This window comes from Chryseobacterium sp. TB1-D10 (genome assembly GCF_059803555.1).
Window position 1 is genome coordinate 90,455 of sequence record NZ_JAPFHB010000004.1, and the last position, 25,253, is coordinate 115,707.

Consider the following 25,253-nt stretch of genomic DNA (forward strand, 5'->3'; position numbering starts at 1 on the left):
TTTTAGGTTTTAGATATTAGGAATAAGGTAATAGTTGAAAAAGCATTTTAAACTAATACCTAAGACCTTATTGCTGATACCTTATTTTAATGAAACTGTTGTTTGAACGTTCATTCCAACGCGTAGTTTCTTCATAATATCTTCATTAAGGTTGTCAAATGTGATCTTCACCGGAAGTCTCTGAACTACTTTTACGAAGTTTCCACTTGCGTTATCCGGAGGAAGTAATGCGAATGCAGATCCCGTTGCGGGAGAGAAAGAACTGATCGTCCCTTGAAATTTCTGATCAGGATAAGCATCGATCTCGATCTCTACTTTTTGACCTTCCACCATTTTTTCAACCTGTGTTTCTTTGAAGTTGGCAACCACCCATTTCTGATTGCTCAATACAACACTGAACAATTGAGAACCAGCCTGGATAAACTGTCCCGGCTGAACTGGAATTTTAGAAACATAACCACTTTCTTTCGCAGTGATTACGGTGTAGGAAAGATTCAGTTTTGCATTTTCAACATCGACTTGTCTTTGTTTCAAAGTAGAATTGGCGATTCCAATATTCTGATAAGTTGCATTGGATTGAGATGTCACCACGCCAGTCTGAACATTAGCCTGATTTTTCTGATCTACCAAAACCTGAAGTTGTTTCTGAGCGGTTTGATAAGCTGCGGAAGCCTGCTCGTACTGCTGTTGCGTGATCGTGTGGTCTTTTACCAATTCAGTATATCTTTTCATATCCTGCTCCGTTCTCCAGACATTCACTTTTGCTGCTTCGATCTGTGCATTAGCTGTCTGGACTGCTGCTCTGGAATTATTAATCCCGGAAGCTGCCGCCGCCGAACCTGCCTGTGCAGAGGAAACATTGCTTTTTGCTGTTCCCAAAGCCGCTTCTGCCTGAGACAAAGCCATAGACTGATCTCTGTTATCAAGGATAATTAATGTATCACCTTTTTTAACAAATTGATTGTCTTTCACTTTAACCTCGGAAATGTAACCGGATATTTTAGAGATTACAGGACTTACATCTGCTGCGATCTGTGCATCATCTGTCTCTTCGTGAGCTTGTCCATATTGGTATTGTCTGAAACCGAAAAATACTGCTCCCAAAATTAAAACACCCAAAATGATGTAAAAAACCGGACCTTTTTTCTTTTTCACAGGAACTTCTCCCTGCTCGAATTTTATATTGTCTTGTGCCATTTTATTGATAGTTTATTATAATTAGTTATTGATAGTTCCTGTTGTTTGTAGTAATTTTTTGTGAGCTAATGCCGCATCCGCTTTTGAAGTCACGACATTGACGTTAGCTGTGATCTTTGCAGTATCAGCATCAAGAAGATTGGTGATCGTTTCCAGTCCTGCATTATATTTATTAAGTGTAATTCTGTAATTTTCCTCTGCCTGCTCCAATGCTCTTTGATAAACATCAATTTTCTTGTGGGCATAAAGATCGTTTTGATAATCACGTTTCACTTCCAAAGTCACATTGTCATTTAGCAATTCATTGTTGGCTGCCAACTCCTGTTCTTTCGCTTTGGACTGTACGTAGCTTGAATTTTTCTTCCAGATGTTCGAAAGATTGTATTGTATTCCTACACCCACATTCACTGCGTTTGTAATCGTCAAAAGTTTAGGAATATCCGCCGCAACATAACCACCGGTGAAAGCCAATGAAGGAAGATTTTCCGCCTTAGCAGATTTGCTTCCAAGCGCTGCCGCTTTTCTTTGATAATCCAAAGCTTTCAGATCATTTCTGTTTTCTCTCGCTAAGTTCAAATAATAATCATCCGGCTTTGTAAGGTCATCTTCTCCGATGTAATTGGAATCAACTTCGATCTCCGTATTATCAGGAAGTCCTAATAACAGATCCATATTAATGTTTGCGATGCTGTAATTATTCTCAGCTTCCATCAACTGCAATTCGATATTCGAAGTTTGAAGTTGTGCTTTCAGACGGTCATTTCTTGCAATCACGCCGTTATTTTCTAATTTAATAAAAGACTGATCTCTTTTTTGAGACGACGTTAAGTTTTCCTTCAGAAGTTTTACAACCTCATTCGCTTTGAACAAATTGTTGTAAGCTTGAGAAATATTGTAAGCGATTGCATTTTTGTCGTTTTCAGCATTTAGTTTAGAAGCTTCTACAAGATATTCAGCAGATTTGATTCCGTATTTGATTCTTCCTCCAGAATAGATCGGAACTGAAACGTTTGCAGAACCGTAAAGCACATTGCTTACTTTTGGTCCGCCACCGGCTAATCCTGGAATTTGAAGATTAACATTCGGCTCGAGTGGTAAGTATAAATAACTTCCAGAAACCGTCAGTTCCGGTAATTGTCTGTTCTTCGCTGCCAAAAGGTTGGCTGTAGATTCTTCGATCTGAGCGCGGTCTATTTTTAGATTTTTGCTGTTCTCGATTCCTAATTTAACCGCTTCTTCCAGACTTATAGTTCGTTTTTCCTGAGCAGAAAAGAAACCAAAAGTTCCGACAAGAATAATTGCTGTTAAAAATTGATTCATTGTTTGCATTATTGTTATTATAATTGAGTGTAGTTTAATTTTCCTGATATCCGATCACAGATCTCACGATGGTTTTCACGTGATCGGCAACTTCTGTAAAGTATTTGCTTTCGTATTGCTTTTCGTCGAAATCTGCATTGTTCTTTTTAAGATAATCCTTGTACATTTTGATACCGTGCATCGCATTGAAAATGGTTCCGGAAATGGTGCATTGTAAAAGATGATAAGATGGTCTTTTTGAGAAAATATTCTTCTCCAAACCTGTCTCCACAATTTTCTGAAATATTTCTATGTAGTTGATTTTAGAATCTTTCAGGAAGTTCTGAATATTTTTATTCTGGCTGATGACCTGCTGGGTATGGATCAACAAATAGAAATCCCGAAGCTTCTGAACGCGGTTGACAAAATTATCTATAAACGCATCGATTTTTTCGATCTCGGCAAGGTCACTATTTCCTACAATATTCTTTGCGAAGTTGAGGCCTTCTTCCATTCTCCATTTGAAAAGCTCTTCCATTAGATTTTCCTTGGATCCGAAATAATAGGAAATCATCGAGACATTTACCTTGGCCTTAGAAGCAATATCTCTTACAGAAGTTCCATTATAACCATTAGCAGCGAAGAGTTTCTCCGCAACCATCATAATATGTTCTTCTTTTGTTGGCATATTCTTGATTTTAACAATGCAAATTTAAAACAAAAAGTGATTCAATCAAACATTTGTTTGATTAATTATTTATGAATTGATTATTGACTGCTTCTATTGCAAAGCAAAATTTAACTCAAGACCTAAATAAATTTACTAGAGTAATAAGGAAATAGAATCCATAAAATTAACTCGAAGCTTTGTGAATATAACGTGTTAATTTAATCCCCATATCTGTCAAAACAATTTTGGAATTGGCGTTTCTGGAAATGTGGTAAGATGCATCCGTAATTTCTTCGACTATTGAAACAATATTTGCTCCGTGAATGAACTTTGAAAATGCCGGCCAGTTGAAATTGCCTTCGGAGAGTTTTTTGTAAACCAAATTGTCATTGCCATAGTTCTGAAGCATTGCCAGACGAAAAATTTCAATACAATAATTAAGAAATTTCATTTGTTTTTCGCGGTTCCACTCGGATATTTGGCGTGCCCACTTTACGATTTCGCGAAGAACTTCTGGTTTTTTCTTTGCCTGAAAAGCATTCCGAACCCATTGAATAAAAAAAGTCTCGAACTCTGAAGTGCCGGCATTATTCTCAGACAAATACTTAGCAAGATTCCAATCGCCCTGTGCCTGATATGCAACTTCTTTTGCTGTCTCCTTATTTGTAAGATGACTGATAAGATCTTCATCATTAATTCTTGGAACATTGATGAGCTGACATCTTGATAAAATAGTCGGCAAAATATCGTTAGCACTTGGCGCACAAAGAATAATGTACGTGTTTTTTGGTGGCTCTTCCAGGAATTTCAGGATTTTGTTGGCTGCAGAATCATTCATTTTGTCGGCGCGCCAGACAATTAGGATTTTGCTTCCACCCTCAAAACTTTTAAGCGTGAAACGCTGCCCGATATCTTCCGCTTCGTCTGCAGAAATGAAAAATTGCTTGTTTTCAGACTCCAGAAAAGCTGTCCAGTCATCAAAAGAAGAATAGGGATTTTCCAAAACCATTTCCCGCCATTGGTCGAAAAAACGTTTGCTCAATGAAACGTTCTTCTCAGAAAAAACAGGAAAGCTGAAATGCAGATCAAGATGATTCAGGTTTTCAACTTTATGTACAGAAGCCGGATTTTCTTTTTCGAAAATTTCCTGCGCCATCGCCAACGCCAGAGGCAATACGCCGTAACCTTCTTCTCCCAAGAAAAGCTGTGCGTGCCCAACTCTGGAGTTAGTGATGCTATCCTGCAAAACATTTTTGAGAGCCTGTTGCCCGATGATCCGTTCCCATTTCATAACAGCAAAGATAATATTTTGTAAAGAAGTGTTATATCCGATATCCTAGTTTTTCAACTATTGTTTTTGAAACTAACCTTGTTTTCATTTATATTTTTAATAAAGTGGTAATGGATATTTTACGAATAGTAATCCTCATCTATCTTAAAATACAGACCATCAATCGTCAAAAATCTTCAAACCATCGAAATTACTTAACAAACTTTAACCGAATTATATTTTTGCAATTCATTATTAATTAAGATATTTGCGGATTGAAATTTTAAAGGACTAAAATCGCCAAAATTCAGGTCATAAAGCACTGATGGAGATTGAGCAAGAACTTATAGCCTTTAAAAAAACAATCAATATCTACATATGAAAAGAATTTTTGTTTTATCATCATTGGTTGCAGGATATTTCCTGAATGCGCAAAGTATTGGAAATTCGCCATACGGAGCTTATGGGATTGGAGATGTGAAATATGATAATACAGTTGACATTAATGCAATGGGAGGTATTTCTACAGCTTATGTCTGGGATTTTAACAATAGTTTTAATTTCAAAAACCCGGCAGCGAATACCAATTTGGAACTTACTAGTCTCAAAGTAGAAGGAACGAACGAGAACAATTATTACAGGTCAGACTTTAACAATCTTAAAAGTGATAAACATTCTACCTACCTTTCTAATATAAGTATCGCTTTTCCTATTTCCAGAAAAGTAAAATTTGGGATGGGATTCCAGCCTTACAGTTCTAAAAGTTATGACATCATTACCAGCAAACTTCTAAACAACAACAGCGAAGTCACAGAAGTGCATAATTTCCATGGTGAAGGTTCTATTAATACCATTCAAGCGGCACTCTCCTATCAGATCAATACAGAATTTGCGGTTGGTTTAAGATCCAATTTTTTCTTCGGGAAATTATATGACATAGAAGAAGTGGCTTTTACTGGAGCAGAATTGATCAGCGGATATTCTAACAGTTACAGAGTAAAAGCATTTAACTTTACATTGGGAACTACTTACCAGAAAATAATGGCAAACGACCACAAACTAACTGTGGGAGCAACTTACACCATTGGTAATAGTGGAAATCTGAAAAACATGTACACCAACAGTACGTATTTTTATCTGCTAGGCGACACAAAAGCGTACGAAACGATCATAGAAGAACAAAATAATTTTGACAAAAAGTTTCTTCCACAAGAAGGATCTTTGGGTATTGGTTACGGTAAAGAGACCAAATGGTTTCTGGGAACTCAGCTAGATTATAAAAAAGGAGAAAGTATCAATTTCCTGGGACGACCTTTTAGCTATCAGGATTCTTATAGATATGCTGTTGGGGGCTGGTACTTGCCAAACTTTAATAACTTCCGTTCATATTTTTCCAGAATCATATACAGATATGGAGCATATTATGAAAAAGGAGGTCTCCAGCTCAACGGAACCAATATCAACAAATATGCTGTAACTGCAGGCGTTACATTGCCTTTCCAAAAAAGTACTATCAACCGTATGAGCAGTTTGGATCTTGGATTGGAAGTTGGAAAAAGAGGAACGCTTGATAATAATATGATTCGTCAAAATTTTGTAAACTTGAGAATTGGCGTTAACTTTGCCGACAAATGGTTTGCGAAGCGACTTTACAACTAATGTATGAACATTCAAAATAATCTATGAAGGATTATTGTTTCAAAATATTTAACTTAAAAACATCACAACAATTCTTTTTGTTGCTGATGTTTTTTCTTATTCAGTCTTGTGAAGAAGATTTGACAAAGATCAATCAGAATAAGAAAACCAATTTCGCTTCTACCGTTATTCATAACGGAACAATCATCCAGAAGGATTCCGGCATTGTAAAGGTAAGATTCAAAGCTCCGCTGATTGAGCAATACGAACTGATAGATTCCCCATATATTGAAGCCAAAAAAGGAATTTATCTCGAATTCTTTGACAAGAAAAATCCGAAAGTTCCCGGTAAAATCTGGGCTAACTACGCTAAGAATAATATCAAAAAGGATTTCTATTTCGCTAAGGGTAGAGTGAAAATCATCACAACAGAAGGACAAACCTTCGTCACAGAAACAATTAACTGGGACAAACGGAAAAATAAAATGTACACCAAAGATACTGTTTACGTTTCCGACAAAGATGGGAACATCTTGGTTGGCGCACACGGAATGGTCGCGAAAGATGACTTTTCAGAATACACCTTTTTCAACAATTCCGGAAGTTTTAATTCTGCCAATTTACCAGCGACAAGCAAGTAATCAGCTTATGGCTATTGGTTTTTATTCCTAAATTTACAAAGTGAAAAATCAAAGTTTTTACGCAATTGGTCTGATGTCCGGAACCAGTCTGGACGGTTTGGATATTTGCTATTCAAAATTTACGAGACAAAACTCCAATTGGGATTTTGAGATTCTAAAATGCGAAACCGTCGCCTACTCTTCTGCCTTGGAAAATGATTTGAAAAACGCCATCAACATTTCCAGCGAAAAATTATTACAGCTGAATTCAGATTATGGATTTTATCTGGGTGAGAAAGCGCAGGAATTTATTTCTAAAAACAATATCCAAAATTTAGATTTAATTGCCTCTCACGGTCATACCGTTTTTCATCAGCCTAAAAATAAATTCACTTTACAGATTGGCGACGGACGAGCGATTAAAATTAAAACCAATAAAACCGTTGTTTACGATTTCAGAAGTCAGGATGTTTTGCTTGGCGGAAACGGTGCACCGTTGGTTCCGATTGGCGATGAACTATTGTTTGCTGAGTTTGATTCATGTGTTAATCTTGGCGGATTTTCCAATATTTCTTTGAAGAGAGAGGGAAAACGAATTGCTTTTGATATTTGTCCTGTCAACATTATCCTCAATGATCTGGCTTTAAAACTCGGGAAAAAATATGATGAAAATGGAGACTTAGCGAGATTCGGAATTATTGATTATGAACTTTTGAATGAGTTGAATCAATTAAATTTTTACCAGGAAAGAGCACCGAAATCTCTCGGAATAGAATGGATTAATTCGCAGGTTCTGCCGCTCATAAAAAACCAAAAAAAGGAAGATCTTTTGGCAACTTTCACAGAACATTCTGCAGTCCAGATTGCTAAAATATTAGATGAATTTGAGATTAAAAATATTCTGATAACAGGTGGAGGAACCTATAACAATTATCTCATAGAAAAGATAAAAGCAAAGACCAAAACCGAAATCCAAATTCCTTCGAAAGAAATTATTGAATATAAAGAAGCTTTGATTTTTGCTTTTATGGGCGTTTTGAGATCCTTGAATCTCAATAATGTTTTGTCATCAGCAACAGGAAGTTTGACGGATCATTCTTCGGGATTGATAGCTGATTAAAGTTGCTCAATTTTATCCGTCAATAAATTGATGAAATTCTGAAGCGGTTTTTCTACCATCATTTTAATAAACGGATTGAATTTTCCTTCGAATAACAATTGAACTTCAGTTTGATTTTCGTTCAAAGGATTCATATTGCCAGTCAAAGCAAAGTCAAGACTTGAGCTTGCGGACTTCAGAACAACTTCTTTATCAGACACATTATCAATTTTGAGAGCAATTTCCGGCATTCCCTTCAATCCGAATTTGAAACCATCTTCTCTCGCTTCGAAACTTTGAAGACCTTCCGGCATCAGATCTTTGTAATCTTGTGGATTCTTCAGCATTCCCGCCAATTCTGATGCAGATTTATTTACTATAATTTTTCGTCCTTCTAAGTTCATTTTTTATATTTTTGTAATTATATTAAAGCCTTACAAATGTATAAAGTTTTTATCAATGAAAAAAAAATAGTTTTGAGCCAGGAACCTCAAGACAGCCCGAAAACATTGAATTACGATGGAACGCATAGCTTTGAATTTGCAGTGGATCTGCTTACAAATACGGCATCGCAAGGCTTGAATATTTATCATAACGACGTTGATAAACTTTGGGCAGACTTTAAAGGTTTTTTCAGAAACATAGAGGCTGCGGGAGGCATTGTTCTGAATTCTGAAAATAAAATCCTATTCATCCACCGACTGGGAAAATGGGATCTTCCGAAAGGGAAAATTGAGAAAGGCGAATCCAGAGAACTTGCAGCAGTGAGAGAAGTGGAAGAAGAATGTGGCATTTTTGATCTGGAACTGAAGGATTTTATCAATTCCACCTATCATATTTACACCGAAAGAAATGGCGATAAAGTCCTGAAAACAACTTACTGGTTTGAAATGTTCTACTCCGGAAATGAAACCCCGAAACCACAAATAGAAGAAGGAATCAATGAAGTGGGCTGGAAAAATGATCAGGAAATTGAAAGCGAAATCTTGCCTTCTACATTTCAAAATATTAAGCTGATTCTTAATGATTTTAAAAGTAAAAAACCTCAATCTTAATTGAGGTTTTTAGTTTTTCATAGAAACTCGATAATCTTTTCCAAGGCAATTCCCCGGGAAGCTTTGAGTAGAATATTGTCTTCTTTGATTGGCATCAACTGCAATCTTTCTATTAATTCCGAGGTATTCAAAAATGCATTGACCGATGGATAAACCGATTTGAAATGCGGGCCAACCGTTATGATCTCATCAAAATTACAAGACTCCGCAAAATCGATAATGGTTTGATGCTCTTTCAAACTCTCCTCGCCCAATTCGAGCATATCGCCTATGATGATAGTTTTGGAACCTTCGAAGCTTTTAAAATTCTCCAAAGAAACCAGCATACTACTCGGATTGGCATTATAAGTATCCAGAACCAAAGTTTTTGCACCCTTTTTCTGAATCTGAGAACGCATATTGGAGGGTACGTAATTCTCGATCGCGGTTTTTATATCGTTAATGTTCAGATTAAAATGTAATCCTAAGGCAACTGCCGCGGAGATATTATCATAGTTATATTTTCCCGTGAGATTGGAGAATATTTCTTTTTCATGGTATGTAATTCCAACAAAATTATCTTTAAAAATTGGTTCGAACTGATAATCCGAAGTAGAAATTCCAAACGTTATTTTTGAATCGTAATTTTCAGTTTTTTCTTTTTGAATTTTGTCATTTTCATTAACCAAAATCTGTTTTTTATTTTCAATCAAATAATTATACAATTCAGATTTTCCTTTGATTACGCCTTCGTAACCGCCAAAGCCTTCAAGATGTGCTTTCCCAAAATTGGTAATATATCCGATGTTTGGTTTTGCGATTTTGCACAGCATTTCGATTTCCTTTTGATGATTTGCTCCCATTTCTATAACAGCAATCTCGTGTTCTTTCCGGACCGAAAGCAAGGTTAACGGAACACCGATATGATTATTCAAATTCCCAAAAGTGTACTGCGTTTTGAATTTGGAGGATAAAACTGTACTCATCAATTCCTTAGTCGTAGTTTTTCCGTTGCTTCCCGTAAGTCCAATAATTGGAATATTGATTTGAGCTCTATGGAAAATAGATAATTGTTGTAAAAACAGGAGCGTTGAAGAAACGTAAAAAATATTATTCTGAGGATCAAAATACTTTTCATCTTCCACAATCACTGCCAAAGCGCCATTAGCAATAGTTTCTTTTGCTTTTTCTGCAGCATTGTAATTATCTCCTGAAAAAGCAAAGAAAATACTGCCTTCTTCAACTTTCCGACTGTCTATTACAACATTTTTACTTTGCAAATAGATTGGGTAAAACTCACTAATATTCATAATTCAAAAATAAACAAATGAGATGATTTTAAATAAAAAAAACAGCAGAAAATTCTGCTGTTTTGTATAAATATGGTACTTCCAGATATTATCTTTTGGTACGTTTTGTTTTGCTGTTTTTTGCATCTTGCGCTACTCGGAATCCGATCCAACCAAAACCTTTCGTCTGATCTTTGAATCTTCTTTGACCCGGATCCAGCCAATAAGCTGAGTCAAGCCAAGATCCTCCTTTTACAACTCTGCTGTAATCAGAAACTTGAGTGGTAGCTTTTGCTTTTTCTTTCTGTAAAACTACACTTCCGTTTTTGTTAACAATAAATTTAGGTTTTACTGAATTGTACATACTAAATTCTGCACTATCGGTAGGAGCATTTCCTCCAGCGTCTAAAGAAGATTGATAATCACCATCTCTATAGTTACTGTTATCATCTATTACTTTTCTTTCATATTCACCTGGGAGTCCTCTGTAAACTAATCTGCCATCTGCAAGCGTATCATATTTCACATCTTCATTGGTGATTTTTTTGTACGTCCCATCTTCATTCTTAACAGTTTGTTTTACAACATTACCTCTGTAATAATTGAAATCACTGAATTCCTCATCAATCATTGGTCTGTAAACATCTGCAACCCACTCTGCGACGTTTCCATACATTCCGTAGATTCCTAAATCATTGGAAGGATATTGTTTTACGTCTGCTGTAGTTGGTGATCCATCATTTTTCCAACCTGCAACCCCGGAATAATCTCCTCTACCCATCTTGAAATTTTCAAGATACATTCCTCTATTTCTACCTTTCTTACCTTTTAGGTCTTCAATTTTTGTATTCTTACCCAGATAGTTGTTGTAATCTCTTTCTTTTTGAAGTCCCAGAGCTGCAAATTCCCACTCAACCTCTGTTGGAAGTCTGAATTTTTCTACAACACCTGAAGTAGACCCTCTGTTAGCAGCAGCAATTCTTTCATTAGCTGTTTTGATTCCGCTTCTCTTCTGAAGTTTGTCTTTATCAATATAAGCATCCATTTCAGGATCATTGGATTTGAATTTATCCATATTGAAAGTCGCTCCGGCAGTAGCACCTTTATCCGCTGAATAAAGATCTTTTGCTATTACTCCCTGCTTCATGAGAACTCTTTCATTAGCTCTTTCTGTAAGCCAATCACAATATTTTGTAGCTTGCAACCAAGAAACTCCTACTACAGGATAATAGTCATATTCCGGAGATCTGAAATAAGTCTCAGCATAATCATTACGAGAAAGCTTATTATTCCAAACTAAAGTATCTGGTAACGCGCCGCTGTAAATATGTTTGAAGCTTGGATCTGAGGAAGGAAAAACAAATTTAAGCCAAGTAGTGTATGCTCTATATTCAGAATTAGTCGTTTCTGTATCTCCGATAAAGAAAGAACTAACCTGCATTCTTCTTGGCGTATTGTTCCAGTCATGCATCACGTTGTCTTCTACCAATCCCATGGTAAAAGTACCGCCTTCTACATAAACCATCCCTACGGATCCTTTTTGTTTTTGCTGTTTGCCAGAAAAAAACCACCCGTCTTTTTCGTTGGGCTTCCATCCGGTTTTGCTGACAAAACCTTTTGTGCCTCCGCCTTTCTTCGAGTTCCCTCCTCCTCCACAACTTACTAAAAGTAGTGTAGCGCTAAAAGTAATGATCGAAAACAACCTAATTTTTTTCATAATGTGGTATAGAAATTTTCAAAGTACAAAGAAAAAGCAAATTCTTTGATTAATCAAATATTGTTTGGCTTTTTTTGATAAAACGCAATTAATTTTATTTTATTATATACCATTTTTTTAAAAAAAGCGTTTATTTTGTATTCTAATTAAAATAACATTGATGAAATTCAAATTTTATATTCTGCTTTTTTGTATTTTTTCTGTATTTGGGTATGCTCAAAAAATTAGTCTTGCCTGGGATGGCTACAAAGAAATGGATTATGGATCGGAAAAATTGGTCTATCCATTTTTTAGTAATTATAACTTTCTGGTAGATTCAAATACTATTTTTGCTAATTTTAATTTTAAAACTACCAACCAGATAAAACTTGATCAGTTTGAATGGCAGGAGTTGGCAGCTAAAGACATTAAAGACCTTAGAATTAGTTCACTTTCTGCATCTCCCAGAAATAGTATTAATTATTTCTTTAATGAGACAAAAAATGAGGAAAATGCAAGTATTAGTGTAGAAGCAATAAAGTTTGAAAATAATAAAATTTATAAATTAATTTCTTTTAATATTTCTCCAACTAATAAAAAAATATCTGACTTATCTCAAAATAATAACAAATATGGAACTTCGGATAATCCTTTAAAATCTGGAACATTCTATAAAATAAAAGTTGACAAGTCAGGAATTTTTAAAATTACAAAACAATTTTTACAACAAAACGGTATCAATGCATCCAGCATTAATCCAAAAAATTTCCGAATATATGGCAACGGTGGATTAATCTTACCAGAGGATAATCGTGACGGCCGTTTTGATGCTTTACAGGAAGATGCCATACAAGTTATTGGCGAAGAAGATGGAGTCTGGAACGACTCAGATTATGCTTTGTTCTACGCTCAAGGACCTAATGGCTATAATCTTTTTGACAAAAACAATGGAAATGGATATAAGCGACAGGAATACAGACAGCTGGACTCTTCAAATAATGTCATAAACATCTATGAAGATTACTCTTATTATTTTATAAATTTTGATATAGGCGCAGGTAAAAGAGTGCAAACTATCGATACAAGTCTTCCTCCAGATTTAACAACTCGTTATGATGATTATCAATTCATTAATGAAGAAAAATTCAACCTGGTAAAACTTGGAAGAACATGGACCGGAGATGCAATATCTAATAGCAAAGAGGTATTATTCACAACTAGGAGTCCTATAAAAGCGGATGATCCTATTAAATTCAGAACTAGAGTAATTGGATTTAATGCCCAGCTGGCACAGATTACAATGAGTTTTAATGGAAAAACTTCACTAGTAACTATTGGTAAAGACGATATTTATTCGCAGGTTTTGCAGTATGATACTTTATATAATCAGAGTGGGAATAGTCTTAAGTTTAACTTTACAACCAATCTGAGTGCTAATCCAAACGGTGCATTTTATTTTGATTATGCAGAAGTTCAATATAAAGAGGATTTGAACTTCAACAATACACAAATGAACTTTAGGGATTATGATATCAGAGAAGGATCTGGCGATTTATATGGATTTTCTATTTCTAATGCTTCAGGAATAGATCAAGTTTGGGATGTATCGGATGTTACAAATGCTAAAAAAGTAACCAATAAAAACACTCAAAATTCTATATTTGATTTTGGATATATTGCAAGCAGCTCTGTTTTCAATAATGAATTTGCAGCCTTTAAAAATTCTGCTGCTTTTGATCCAAGTTTTGTAGGCAAAATTGACAATCAGGATCTCGCATCTCTTAAAAATGTAGATTATCTCATTATTACCCAACCCTCATTTTTCTCGCAAGCTCAGAGATTGGCAACTTATCATCAATCCACAAACGGATATAATGTGCAGATTGTAGATGTCAACAAAATCTATAATGAATACAGTAGTGGCAGTAAAGATATTACCGCTATAAGAGATTTTATAACAAAATTAAATACACCGCTTGGATCACTTAAATATGTTTTTCTGTTAGGCGATACTTCTTATGATTTTAAAAATAGGGTTGCTAATAATACGGACATTATACCTAGTTATCAGAGTGAAAGTAGTGGAGATGTAAAAGCTTCTTATGTTACAGATGATTATTTTGTAATGACAAAACCCCAGTCTGTGAATAATTTGAGCCAACTTCCTGATCTCCCGATCGGAAGGTTGCCTGCAGACAATATTCAGGAGGCAAAAGTGATGATAGATAAAACATTAGCCTACTATAATGCATTACCTGGACAATCTAATCCTTTTGGAGAGTGGAGAATGAAACTTGATTTTGTAGCAGATGACGATTATGAAGGAACCGGACCTACAAAACCTGATGGTACAGTTGTACCAGGACCATTCCATTATTTGGTAGATTATGCTATAAACCAAAATTTTTCCGACACCGAAAAGCCAGAATATAATATCAGAAAATTATATTTGGATGCCTTCCAAAATGTTACTAGTGCTGGCGGACCAAGATACCCACAAGTGAACCAAGCTATTACAAATGATGTCGGAAATAGTTTGTATTTATTTTATTTTGGACACGGTGGTATTAATGGATGGGCTCAGGAAAGAGTGCTGACTTCAACAGAAGTTCAAGGCTTTAATAATTTCACTTCCGTGTACAGCCGATTCCCTTTTGTATCAACTATTACTTGTGAGTTTACGCTATGGGATGATCCGAATACTTATTCTGTTGGAGAACAATTAATAAAACATAGCACAGGAGGTGCTGCAAACATGATTACATCCAGCCGAGCTATTTCTGTGGATTATGGTAGAAAGTTTACACCAATATTTACCAAAAATTTATTTACTCTAGCTTCTGATGAGTTTAATACAATCGGAAATGCACATCTAAATGCGCGTAGAGAATATTATAATTCTGGTTATGGCTCTTCTTTTGATCCTTTAAGAGTTAACTTTTTAGGAGATCCTGCGATGAAAATGAGCAGACCAAAAAGATTGCTGAAAATAGACAATATAGAAAAACCTGATCCGGATAAAATAAGAGCATTAGACTTCATAAAAATAACAGGACATGTTGTAAAATCCGACGGTAGCACTGTAGATGATGCCTTTAATGGACGTGTGGCAGTCAATATTTTCGACAAAAAAATTAAGAAAACTACTCTGAATAATGATCAAGTTGATCCAAAAGATGCTGTCATGAAGTACGAGTTTACAGAAGAGCCAAGTGCTATTGTAAAAGCATCCGGAAAAGTTGAAAAGGGCTTGTACACTGTAGAATTTTACGTTCCGAAAGACATTAATTACGAAGTAGGAAATGGGAGAATCTTAGCATACGCAGAAAATTTCCTTGATGCAAAATCAACAGGGACAAGTGCTCATGATGTTTTCACAAATCAGGTACAGAAAATAGGATCTATCAATCCCAATGGCATTAATGACAGTGAAGCTCCTGGCGTAAATCTATACATGAATAATACCAATTTTGCTAATGGCGGAATCACAGATCAAAATCCAATGCTCTTAGCTTGCCTCAAGGATAATATGGGTATTAATTCTACTGGTGCGGGAATTGGCCACGATATAACTTTCGTCTTAGATGGTGATGTTATCAATACAACTTCTATCAATGATTATTTCTCATCAGGTGACGGTAATGGCTGTAGTTTTACAGACCTGAAAGATTATCAAAAAGGCTCTGTGACATTTCCTCTGAAAAGTTTGAAACCCGGTGAACATCAATTAGTCTTTAAAGTATGGGACATCAACAATAATTCTACGTCATCCACGTTAAACTTTGTAGTAAAAGATGAGACAGAGAAAAAACTGACTGTAAACAGACTTCTCAATTGGCCAAATCCTTTTACAAACAAAACTTACGTTCAATTTGAACATAATTGTGATGATGCCCTGAATGTGAATGTACAGATTTATACTATTACAGGAAAAATAGTGAGAACACTTACCTCAACTGTATCAGCAGAACCATTCCTGCAAGGCTTTAGAACACCAAGACAAGCAATAGAATGGGACGGAAAAGACGATTTTGGTGATACCGTAGCAAAAGGTACATATATTTTTAAGATATTTGCACGCAGCCAAAATCAAGAAAAATGTTCCGGTAGCGCTACTGCTGTCGAGAAAATGGTTTTATTAAAATAACAAACACATAACATATCGGTAAAATTTACCTTAAAAGAACAAAAATGAATTTAACAAAAAGATTATTTTTAGGATTAGGAATTGGCGTAAGTGCCCTTGCTTTTTCTCAAAACATTCAGCCGGTGCTTACCGGAGCTCCATTCCTGAGAATCTCTCCAGATGCGAGAGCAGGTGGTATGGGAGATCAAGGTGTCGTGACATCTACAGATGTTTTTTCTCAATTCTGGAACGCGGCGAAATATCCTTTTGCAAAAGTATCTTCCGGATTTGGAGTTAATTATACACCATATATGAGTAAGCTTACTAGTGATGTATTTTTACTTTACGGATCTTACTACACATTTTTAGGTGATGATGAGCGTTCTACATTGAGTGCCAGTATCTATTACTTTAATATGGGTGAGGTAGATTTGACAGACTTCATAGGAAATGAAGTGGTACAAAACGGTACTGCAAAACCAAATGAATTTTCAGTCGATATAGCATATGGTTTGAAACTGACAGACAACTACTCTATGGCGGTTACCGGTAGATTTATCAGATCAGATATTGGCGGAGGTTTCAACTCCAACAGTACTTTGAAACCTGCCAATACCTTTGCAGTAGATGTAGCCGGATACTTTATGTCGCCGAAACACGAAAGTATAAGCGGTTATGAAGGTAGAGTGAAAGCAGGTTGGGCTGTTCAGAATTTAGGACCTAGACTAGATTACACCGGCGATGAAGAATCCAGATCTTATCTTCCTACAATGGCAAGATTAGGCTTAGGATATGATTTACTGATTGATGATATGAACCGTTTCAGCCTTAGTGGTGAAGCTTCCAAAATATTAGTTCCTGGACCAGATGAAACTACGGGTGACGTTCCGAACGTTGGCGTTATCGAAGGAATTGGAAAATCATTTGGAAACAAGAAAAGTATCATGTTCAGTGGTGCGGCAGAATATTCTTATGATGAGACTTTTGCACTTAGAGCCGGTTATTTTACAGAAGCACCGGAGCAAGGCGCAAGACAATACGCAACCGTGGGTGTTGGTTTCAAATATGCATCTTTCGGCTTGGATCTTTCTTACCTGATCAATACTTCAAAAATCAACTCTGCTTTAGATAATACACTTAGATTTGGTTTGACTTGGAATATCGGTAGCGAAACTTACAACGCTCAGGATTATTAATTATTGAAAAATAAATCATTATTTATCAAACATAAATTTTGCCAGAGCTTTTTGCTTTGGCATTTTTTTTATTAAATTTATAATATTTCATTTAACTTAAATACAATCTGCATAATACTTTTTACCCAATACTTTCTGTAAATTTGCAATATGAACTACAGTTCCGAACTCAAAAAATTCTTAACCAGCCAATACATCTATTCCGGAGCAAGGATTGCCCTGGCCATAGTGATTCCAAGTATTATCCTGGCACAGTTTGGCTTGCTTAAGGAATATTTTCTGTTTCCACTCGGGACAAGTTTTGTAGGATTGACGGATCAGCCAGGACCTTACATCCGAAGAAGAAACACATTATTGCTTTCTATCTTTTCCTTCTTTTTTATTGCATTATTTGCAAGTCTTGTGAAAGAATTTCCAATTGCCGTCTATCTGGAAATCATCATTTTCGGATTCTTTTTTTCCATGATTGGTGTCTACGGTTTGAGATTGGCAGTTTTCGGATCCATAGCCCTCGTTGTTCTTAGTATTTTCATTGATGGACATCTTACCGGCGAAAACATTCTGAAGAGTTCATTCATCTTTTTTTTGGGCTGTCTTTGGTTTTTTGTGGTTTTTCTCGTCGTAAGTAAATTGCAGCCTTATAAATTGGCAAGTCAGGTTGTTGGAGAGAATTATTTGGAACTCGCAGATTACCTCAGGATCAAAGCCAGATATTACACCAAAGATCCGGACTTCGACGGACTATTAAATCAATTGATTTCTCAACAAATCAAAATCAAAAATCATCAGGAAGATACAAGGGAAATTGTTTTTAAAACCAGAAAGATTGTCAACGAATCTACGACGCAAAGTAGAATTCTGATGTTGATGTTCCTTAATTCTTTCGATCTTTTCGATAAGCTCCTCACTTCAGAAAATGATTATAAAAGAATGAATCAGGTTTTTGGAAACACTACTTTGATTCATAAAATCCACGACTACCTGCTTGCAATGGCGGACGAAATTACCAATCTTGGAATTTCACTTCAAAGCGGTTTAGCTTTCAGACAGGTCACAAACTTTGATAATGAACTGAAGAAGATTTACGATGATTTCTTTGACCATAGATCGCAACGTTTTTCCTCAGAAACCCTGGAAGATTTTATGATGATACGTCAGGTTCTGATGAGAATTACCGAAATCACAGACGAGGTCAAAACCATTTTAACCGTGCATTCTCAGGACAAAAAACTCGCAAAAAGTCTATCGTCAGGATTAGATTATTCTAAGTTTTTACCAAAAGAAGAAAAGATGAATCTTAAGGTTTTCTTTTCTAATTTTTCCCTTAATTCAGGACATTTCCGACATGCGATAAGAGTTACAATTGCCTTATTGATTGGATACATTGTATCAAGGTTTGAAATCCTGGGAATCGGACATTCTTACTGGATTCTCATTACCATTATTGCGATTTTAAAACCAGCATATTCAACCACAAAACACCGGAATCTTTTGCGATTATTCGGGACTATTGCTGGCGGCGTGATTGCTTACATCATATTATATTTTGTGAAAGATCCGGTTGCGATTCTGGCCATCCTTTTATTAAGTATGATTTTGTGTTTCAGTTTATTAAAATCAAAATATTTCTGGGCAGTTCTGTTTATGACAATTTATATATTTCTGTCTTTCAATTTTTTAAGACCTGGCAACGTGAATGTCATTTTCAAAGACAGAATTCTCGATACTTTGATTGGTGGCGCCGTAACATTTTTGGTTGCTTATTTTATTTTGCCGGTTTGGGAGCACACTCAGAACTTAGACTTGATGAAAAAATCATCCAAAAGTAATCTGGATTATTTCCGATTGATTATGGATCATCTTATGAAAAAAGAACTTCAGGATCAGGATTTCAGAATAAGCAGAAAAAATGCAATCATAGATTTAGCAAATCTTTCGGACAACTTTCAAAGAATGATTTCTGACCCGAAAAATCAGCAAAGAAAATTGGAAACGGTTCATCAGTTCGTAACCACAACACATTTGATTACAGCTTATACAGCCTCATTATCACAATACGCAAAATCGGGTCACGACTTCCCTGAAATCGATTTTCAAAATTGGAAGATCAAAATATCTGCAGAATTATTACGAACTTCTTCCCTACTCTATCAACAAGATTTGGATGAACAAAATAAATTTGACAGCAGAATAAAACCGGAAGATCACGTTTCAGATTTATTAGAAAAAAGGAAAGCAGAACTGGAAAGTCAGGCTATTTCTGACGACAGAATTTTCACAGTCAGCCATTTAACTGAAATCAAAAATATCAAGGAACTTCTGGAATTAATTTATGATGTTGCGAAAGATCAAAGGAAGATAATTGAAGAATATCTAATTTATCAATCCACAACTGCGAAACAATAATTACCAAAGAAATTGATTTTAGCTTTGAAGAAATCTTCATTCTCATCATCATAAACTCTGCATTTTACAGACAATTCTTCCTTCAAATCAAATGGTAAAACATCATAATGCTTCTTCAGCGACCAATGTTTGCTGTGATGGATCTTGTAAAGTGCCTCTTTCACACACCAAATTGCAGTCAGAAAATCAACTTCCTCAGCATCATCAATAAAATTATTCTCGTGAAGAATGAATTTGTGACGTATATTTTTGATCTTATCCTTACGTTTTTCAATATCGATTCCAATTTTGTTTTTTGAAATCGCCAAACCTGCCAGCGGAAAAGAATGACTTACGGAAATCTGAAGATCATTGGGAAACAGATAAGGTTCGCCATCTTCTTTGTACAGAATCTTATGATTTGGAAGAACCGATTTCAGCATTTTTCTTACCATCAGAACCTCAGCTATTTTATTCGGATGATATCCCAGAATCTTGTTCTGATTCTCGGGTTCCAGCAAAATATCCGGATTTAACACTTCATTCTTATCAAATTCCCAAAGAAGAATTGTGGCAACATCGTCTGAAAGATCTTTGTAGAGAGGCATTGGATATTTCTAATTAATTTAATTATCACAAAGGTAATAATTTCATAAAATACAAAAATTATCAAATCCCAACTTAAAAATTCCTTAAATTTTCATTTTTAAGATGTTGTTAACATTTAAGCGAGTAAATTTGCAGTATCAAAATGAAAAAAGGAATTATATATTTATTGATGTGCATTTTTCTGTTGTTTACGGCAGAGAACAAGCAGTCTCTTGATTTTCAGCCAGATTTTGGAAATCAGAATATAGCTTCACAACTTTTTTCCTTTGCAAAAAAACACCACATCAACAAGTCTCTCGAAAAAGCATTGTTTCAGCAGACTAATGATTCTCTGGATTCTCCGGAAGAAAGCAATCTCGATCTAAGTCTTTCAAATTCATTCAACGCCATTGCAGTTTTAGCTGTTTTCGGCTTAGGATATCTTTTACACGTCTGTTTCAAACGTAAAAAGCAAATCTTTCACGAGCCGGAAACCATTATCTATTCGGTAAAAAGGTTTATTCTGCTGCGTTCTATCCGTATTTAAAATTCACATTTCAAAAACAAAATTACCCTTATTCCAAAGTGGTAACATTCCTTGTTGTTTTTGAAATTTTCCCGTATTCAATATTTTACTGAACTGATGATCTTTTTTGGTCATTAATTCAATCCTTAATTAAAAAAATAAAATTTATTTAAAATGAAAATCATGAACAATAGAGTCACATTTTCTGTTGCTCTCAGCGCATTGCTGATTATCTTTAGCTGTAAAGACAAGAAAGAAGAAAAAGAAGAAAAGGTTGTTTACCCTACAACAACCGCTGTAAAAATGGACACTGTAATCACCAAAGAATTTGTTTCACAAATCAGATCCGAAAAAAATATCGAGATCCGGGCTCAGGAAAAAGGATTTTTAGAAAAAATATATGTGGATGAAGGTCAGCATGTACAGGCTGGACAAGTGTTGTTTAAAATTATGCCTCAATTATACCAGGCTGATGTTTTGAAAGCCAAAGCAGAAGTGGCGCAGGCCGAAATCGAATTACAAAACTCTACCACTTTAGCAAATAGCAATGTTGTTTCTATCAATGAAAAAAGAATGGCAAGAGCAAAACTTGACGCTGCAAAAGCGGAATTAAATCTTGCTCAAACTCACTTATCATTTACAACCATCAAAGCTCCTTTTTCCGGAATCATCAACCGTCTTCCTCTCAAATTGGGAAGTCTGGTAGATGAAGGCGATCTATTGACAAGCCTTTCCGATAATGGTGGAATCTATGCTTATTTCAATGTTTCTGAGCCGGAGTATATCAATTACCAAACCCATTCTGCAGAGCGTGGGAACAATCAGGTTTCTTTGATTATGGCAAATGGCGAAGCTTTCCCTGACAAAGGAATTATTCAAACCATCGAAGGCGAGTTTGACAGCGAAACAGGAAATATCGCTTTCCGGGCAAAGTTCCCAAACCCAAATCAATTACTTAGAAACGGTGAAACAGGAAAAATCCAAATGACACTTCCTTTGAAAAATGCATTGATCATTCCTCAAAAAGCAACTTACGAAATCCAGGATCAGATTTATGTTTTCGTGGTTGATAAAAATGGAAAAGTGAGTTCAAAGAATATCAAAGTTGCTTACTCGCTTCCTGATATGTATGTGATTTCTGAAGGCCTGAATGCAAATGATAAATTCCTGTTGGAAGGCGTACAAAAAGTGAAAGACGACCAGAAAGTGGAAACCAAATTCCAGGATCCTAAGAAAGTCTTACAATCATTAAAATTAAAAGCAGACTAGTTCTTATAAAAGCGAAAAATTATGTTTAAGAAATTCATTCGCAGACCAGTTCTGTCTATCGTGATCTCTTTGATCATCGTATTTTTAGGGATTTTATCTTTGGTAAAATTACCCGTAACCCAGTTCCCATCAATCTCTCCGCCTAAAGTAAACATCACGGCAGAATATCCGGGAGCTAACAACGAATTGCTCATCAAATCCGTGGTAATCCCGATGGAAAGAGCACTTAACGGAATTCCCGGAATGAAGTATATGACTTCTGACGCAGGAAATGACGGTGAAGCTTCTATCCAGGTTGTTTTCGACCTTGGAACAGATCCGAATGTTGCCGCAATCAATGTTCAGAATCATATTTCTTCTGCGATTAACAAATTACCGCCATTGGTGGTTCGTGAAGGTGTAAAAATCACCCGTGAAGAACCGAATATGCTAATGTATATCAATCTTTACAGTGACGATCCGAAAGCCAATCAGAAATTCCTCTTCAACTTTGCAGACATCAACCTTCTTTCTGAACTGAAAAGAATAAAAGGTGTAGGAGAAGCCGACATCCTTGGAACCAGAGAATATGCAATGCGTGTTTGGTTAAAACCAGATAGAATGACGGCTTACAATATCTCAGCTGATGAAGTGATGGAAGCTCTCGATCAGCAAAGTATAGAAGCATCACCTGGAAAAACAGGTGAAAGCTCCGGAAAACGATCCCAATCATTTGAATATATTCTGAAATATCCAGGCCGTTACAACAACGAAAAAGATTACGGAAATATCATTCTAAAATCAAATCCAAACGGCGAGTTTGTAAGACTGAAAGATATTGCAGATGTAGAATTCGGAAGCTCAATGTATGACATCTACTCTACTCTGAACGGAAAACCGTCTGCCGCAATTACCATCAAACAATCTTATGGCTCCAATGCCAGCGACGTTATCAAAAACGTGAAAGCATTGATGGAAGATCTTAACAAAAACAATTTCCCGAAAGGAATGCACTACGAGATCAGTTATGATGTTTCCCGATTTTTAGATGCATCGATTGAAAAGGTTTTTCACACTTTATTTGAAGCGTTTATCTTAGTTGCAATCGTAGTTTTCTTATTCTTGGGCGACTGGCGTTCAACATTAATTCCCACGATTGCGGTTCCGGTTTCATTAATAGGAACTTTTGCGATAATGTCAGCATTTGGAATTACATTAAATCTAATTTCACTCTTTGCTTTAGTAATGGCCATCGGGATTGTGGTCGATGATGCAATTGTTGTGATAGAAGCCGTCCACGCGAAGATGGAGGAAAAGCATCTCTCCCCACTCAAGGCAACAGAGGAAGCAATGCACGAGATCAGCGGGGCAATTATCGCAATCACTCTGGTAATGGCTTCGGTTTTTATTCCGGTGGCGTTTATGTCCGGGCCGGTTGGGGTTTTCTATCGTCAATTTTCCATTACAATGGTTTCTTCAATCATTTTGTCTGGAGTTGTGGCTTTGACTTTGACGCCGGCTTTATGTGCATTAATTCTGAAAAACAACCACGGAAAAGAGAAAAAGAAAACACCTCTGACGAGATTTTTGGATGGATTCAACAATATATTTACAGTTGGTGCAAACAAATATCACGGCTTGCTGAATAAAGTGGTGACCAGAAAAATGATAACACTTCCTCTGCTTGTTCTTTTCTGCCTTGGAACTTTCTTTTTGAGTAACAAATTACCGACAGGATTTATCCCAAGTGAGGATCAGGGAATGATCTACGCAATTATCCAGACGCCTCCGGGATCAACTTTGGAAAGAACCAATCAGATTGCATTGCAGTTGCAGAAAGCTTCTGAAGATATTGATGGCGTTTCATCCGTTTCATCTTTGGCTGGTTATGAAATCCTGACTGAAGGAACTGGATCTAACTCAGGAACTTGTCTGATTAATTTGAAAAGCTGGGAAGACCGAAAAGAATCTGCTTCTGAAATTATTGAACAATTAGAACAAAAAGCAAAAGAAATTCCCGGAGCAAACATCGAGTTCTTCCAACCGCCATCAATTCCTGGTTATGGAGCTGCGGGAGGTTTTGAACTCAGACTTTTGGATAAAGCAGGAAGCGGCGATTATCACAAAATGGAAACTGTGAGTAATGACTTTGTTAAGGAACTTAAAAAACGTCCGGAACTTGGATCAGCCTTCAGTTTTTACTCGGCGAGTTTCCCTCAGTATATGCTGAAAATCGATAATAATCTGGCGGAACAAAAAGGCGTAACAATTGAAAAAGCGATGGACAATCTTTCGACTTTGATCGGTTCCAATTACGAAACCAGTTTTATTAGATTCGACAGACCTTATAAAGTTATCGTTCAGGCTGGTCCGCAATATCGTGCTTTACCAAGCGACATTCTGAAGCTTTATGTGAAAAATGATAAAGACCAGATGGTTCCTTACTCAGATTTTATGCATCTTGAAAAAGTGTATGGATTGTCCGAGATCACGAGACATAATATGTACAACTCTTCCGAGGTCAGCGGAACACCAGCGCCAGGTTATAGTTCTGGAGATGCGATCAAAGCGATTCAGGAAGTGGCGGACAAAACGTTGCCAAGAGGTTTCGGAATCGATTGGGCGGGAATTTCCAAAGATGAAGTTTCCAGAGGTAATGAGGCGATCTACATTTTCTTGGTTTGTCTTGGATTTGTTTACCTGATTCTTTCTGCACAATACGAAAGTTTCATTTTGCCTTTACCAATTATTTTGTCTTTACCAACGGGAATTTTCGGCGCGTTTTTATGCTTAAGTCTTTTCGGATTGGAGAATAATATCTATGCGCAGGTAGCGATGGTAATGCTCATCGGATTATTAGGAAAGAACGCTGTATTGATTGTCGAATTCGCCGTTCAGAAAAAAGCGGAAGAAGGACTTTCGACAAAAGAAGCGGCTTTGCAAGGTGCATCTTTGAGATTCCGTCCGATTTTGATGACCTCTTTTGCATTTATTGCCGGATTAATTCCTTTGGCTTTGGCAACTGGACCTGGAGCCGTTGGAAACAGAACAATCGGAACAGCTGCTGCCGGCGGAATGTTGATCGGAACTATTTTCGGACTGATGATCATTCCTGGATTGTACTACATTTTCGCCAACATTGCTGCGAAGTCTAAACTGACTTATTACGAAGAAGAAAATCCTTTAACAGAAAACACAGAACCTTACCGACACGATGGAAAATTTGAAGATAAAAATCCTAACGTGGATAACCAATAATAAATTGAAAAACAAATGATAAAGCCTCGGAGAGGCAAACTGTTAATAGAAATAAAAAAACAATCTAAATTCAAGCTCCGTAGGAGCGGACTGAAACATTATAAAAACAGGTCG

Annotated in this window: 18 protein-coding genes; 10 read left to right on the forward strand and 8 right to left on the reverse strand. The window is 36.2% G+C overall.

Features of this window, described 5'->3' with window-relative positions:
* Positions 1-81 precede the first annotated feature (81 nt).
* The 4 genes from OPU68_RS06985 to OPU68_RS07000 form a co-directional block, all read right to left on the reverse strand.
* Positions 82-1,197, reverse strand: coding sequence for an HlyD family secretion protein (locus OPU68_RS06985; protein ID WP_498473297.1), 1,116 nt, complete (start codon positions 1,195-1,197; stop codon positions 82-84).
* A gap of 21 nt (positions 1,198-1,218) precedes the next feature.
* Positions 1,219-2,517, reverse strand: a complete 1,299-nt coding sequence (locus OPU68_RS06990; RefSeq protein WP_498473298.1) for a TolC family protein — start codon at positions 2,515-2,517, stop codon at positions 1,219-1,221.
* Between the two features lie 34 nt (positions 2,518-2,551).
* The gene (locus OPU68_RS06995) at positions 2,552-3,184 is read right to left on the reverse strand and encodes a TetR/AcrR family transcriptional regulator (RefSeq protein WP_498473299.1); all 633 of its coding nucleotides are present in this window, start codon (positions 3,182-3,184) and stop codon (positions 2,552-2,554) included.
* Between the two features lie 166 nt (positions 3,185-3,350).
* Positions 3,351-4,457, reverse strand: a complete 1,107-nt coding sequence (locus tag OPU68_RS07000) for a DNA polymerase III subunit (RefSeq protein ID WP_498473300.1) — start codon at positions 4,455-4,457, stop codon at positions 3,351-3,353.
* A gap of 357 nt (positions 4,458-4,814) precedes the next feature.
* Between OPU68_RS07000 and bamG the strand changes: the two genes are divergently transcribed.
* The 3 genes from bamG (at position 4,815) to OPU68_RS07015 (ending at position 7,814) form a co-directional block, all read left to right on the forward strand.
* Positions 4,815-6,095 carry a BamG family beta-barrel-assembly machinery protein gene (gene bamG / locus OPU68_RS07005; protein WP_498473301.1) on the forward strand — a complete coding sequence of 427 codons (1,281 nt, stop codon included), beginning with the start codon at positions 4,815-4,817 and terminating at the stop codon, positions 6,093-6,095.
* Positions 6,096-6,181: 86 nt separating this feature from the next.
* Complete coding sequence (lptC, locus tag OPU68_RS07010; RefSeq protein WP_498473495.1) at positions 6,182-6,715, forward strand: LPS export ABC transporter periplasmic protein LptC; 534 nt, start codon at positions 6,182-6,184, stop codon at positions 6,713-6,715.
* A 40-nt stretch (positions 6,716-6,755) separates the two neighbouring features.
* Positions 6,756-7,814: an anhydro-N-acetylmuramic acid kinase gene (locus tag OPU68_RS07015; RefSeq protein ID WP_498473302.1), complete on the forward strand. Its 1,059-nt coding sequence runs from the start codon at positions 6,756-6,758 to the stop codon at positions 7,812-7,814.
* Here the strand turns inward: OPU68_RS07015 and OPU68_RS07020 are convergent.
* A complete protein-coding gene (locus OPU68_RS07020) occupies positions 7,811-8,197 on the reverse strand; it encodes an SRPBCC family protein (RefSeq protein ID WP_498473303.1) in 387 nt (128 codons plus the stop codon). The genes OPU68_RS07015 and OPU68_RS07020 overlap by 4 nt on opposite strands.
* A gap of 36 nt (positions 8,198-8,233) precedes the next feature.
* Here OPU68_RS07020 and OPU68_RS07025 point away from each other — a divergent pair, with 36 nt between their 5' ends.
* The gene (locus OPU68_RS07025) at positions 8,234-8,848 is read left to right on the forward strand and encodes an NUDIX hydrolase (RefSeq protein WP_498473305.1); all 615 of its coding nucleotides are present in this window, start codon (positions 8,234-8,236) and stop codon (positions 8,846-8,848) included.
* Positions 8,849-8,865: 17 nt separating this feature from the next.
* Here OPU68_RS07025 and OPU68_RS07030 read toward each other — a convergent pair whose 3' ends face one another.
* Together OPU68_RS07030 and gldJ are read right to left on the reverse strand one after the other, a co-directional pair.
* Entirely contained in the window at positions 8,866-10,137 is a 1,272-nt protein-coding gene (locus OPU68_RS07030; protein WP_498473306.1) for a UDP-N-acetylmuramoyl-tripeptide--D-alanyl-D-alanine ligase, read from the reverse strand.
* Between the two features lie 88 nt (positions 10,138-10,225).
* Positions 10,226-11,833 (reverse strand): gliding motility lipoprotein GldJ, encoded by a 1,608-nt coding sequence (gene gldJ, locus OPU68_RS07035; RefSeq protein WP_498473308.1) that lies wholly within the window; start codon positions 11,831-11,833, stop codon positions 10,226-10,228.
* Between the two features lie 160 nt (positions 11,834-11,993).
* Between gldJ and porU the strand changes: the two genes are divergently transcribed.
* From porU to OPU68_RS07050, 3 genes are all read left to right on the forward strand, one after another.
* Positions 11,994-15,959: a type IX secretion system sortase PorU gene (gene porU, locus OPU68_RS07040; RefSeq protein ID WP_498473309.1), complete on the forward strand. Its 3,966-nt coding sequence runs from the start codon at positions 11,994-11,996 to the stop codon at positions 15,957-15,959.
* A gap of 44 nt (positions 15,960-16,003) precedes the next feature.
* The gene (porV, locus tag OPU68_RS07045) at positions 16,004-17,134 is read left to right on the forward strand and encodes a type IX secretion system outer membrane channel protein PorV (RefSeq protein WP_498473310.1); all 1,131 of its coding nucleotides are present in this window, start codon (positions 16,004-16,006) and stop codon (positions 17,132-17,134) included.
* Positions 17,135-17,284: 150 nt separating this feature from the next.
* Positions 17,285-19,540, forward strand: coding sequence for an FUSC family protein (locus OPU68_RS07050; RefSeq protein WP_498473311.1), 2,256 nt, complete (start codon positions 17,285-17,287; stop codon positions 19,538-19,540).
* On the opposite strand, the gene OPU68_RS07055 is transcribed toward OPU68_RS07050, so the two are convergent.
* A complete protein-coding gene (locus OPU68_RS07055) occupies positions 19,516-20,127 on the reverse strand; it encodes a 4'-phosphopantetheinyl transferase family protein (protein ID WP_498473312.1) in 612 nt (203 codons plus the stop codon). The genes OPU68_RS07050 and OPU68_RS07055 overlap by 25 nt on opposite strands.
* 143 nt (positions 20,128-20,270) lie before the next feature.
* On the opposite strand from OPU68_RS07055, the gene OPU68_RS07060 reads away from it, so the two are divergent.
* The 3 genes from OPU68_RS07060 (at position 20,271) to OPU68_RS07070 (ending at position 25,139) form a co-directional block, all read left to right on the forward strand.
* Positions 20,271-20,654 carry a hypothetical protein gene (locus OPU68_RS07060; RefSeq protein ID WP_498473313.1) on the forward strand — a complete coding sequence of 128 codons (384 nt, stop codon included), beginning with the start codon at positions 20,271-20,273 and terminating at the stop codon, positions 20,652-20,654.
* Positions 20,655-20,816: 162 nt separating this feature from the next.
* Entirely contained in the window at positions 20,817-21,902 is a 1,086-nt protein-coding gene (locus OPU68_RS07065) for an efflux RND transporter periplasmic adaptor subunit (protein WP_498473496.1), read from the forward strand.
* A 21-nt stretch (positions 21,903-21,923) separates the two neighbouring features.
* Positions 21,924-25,139 (forward strand): efflux RND transporter permease subunit, encoded by a 3,216-nt coding sequence (locus OPU68_RS07070; RefSeq protein WP_498473314.1) that lies wholly within the window; start codon positions 21,924-21,926, stop codon positions 25,137-25,139.
* Positions 25,140-25,253 lie beyond the last annotated feature (114 nt).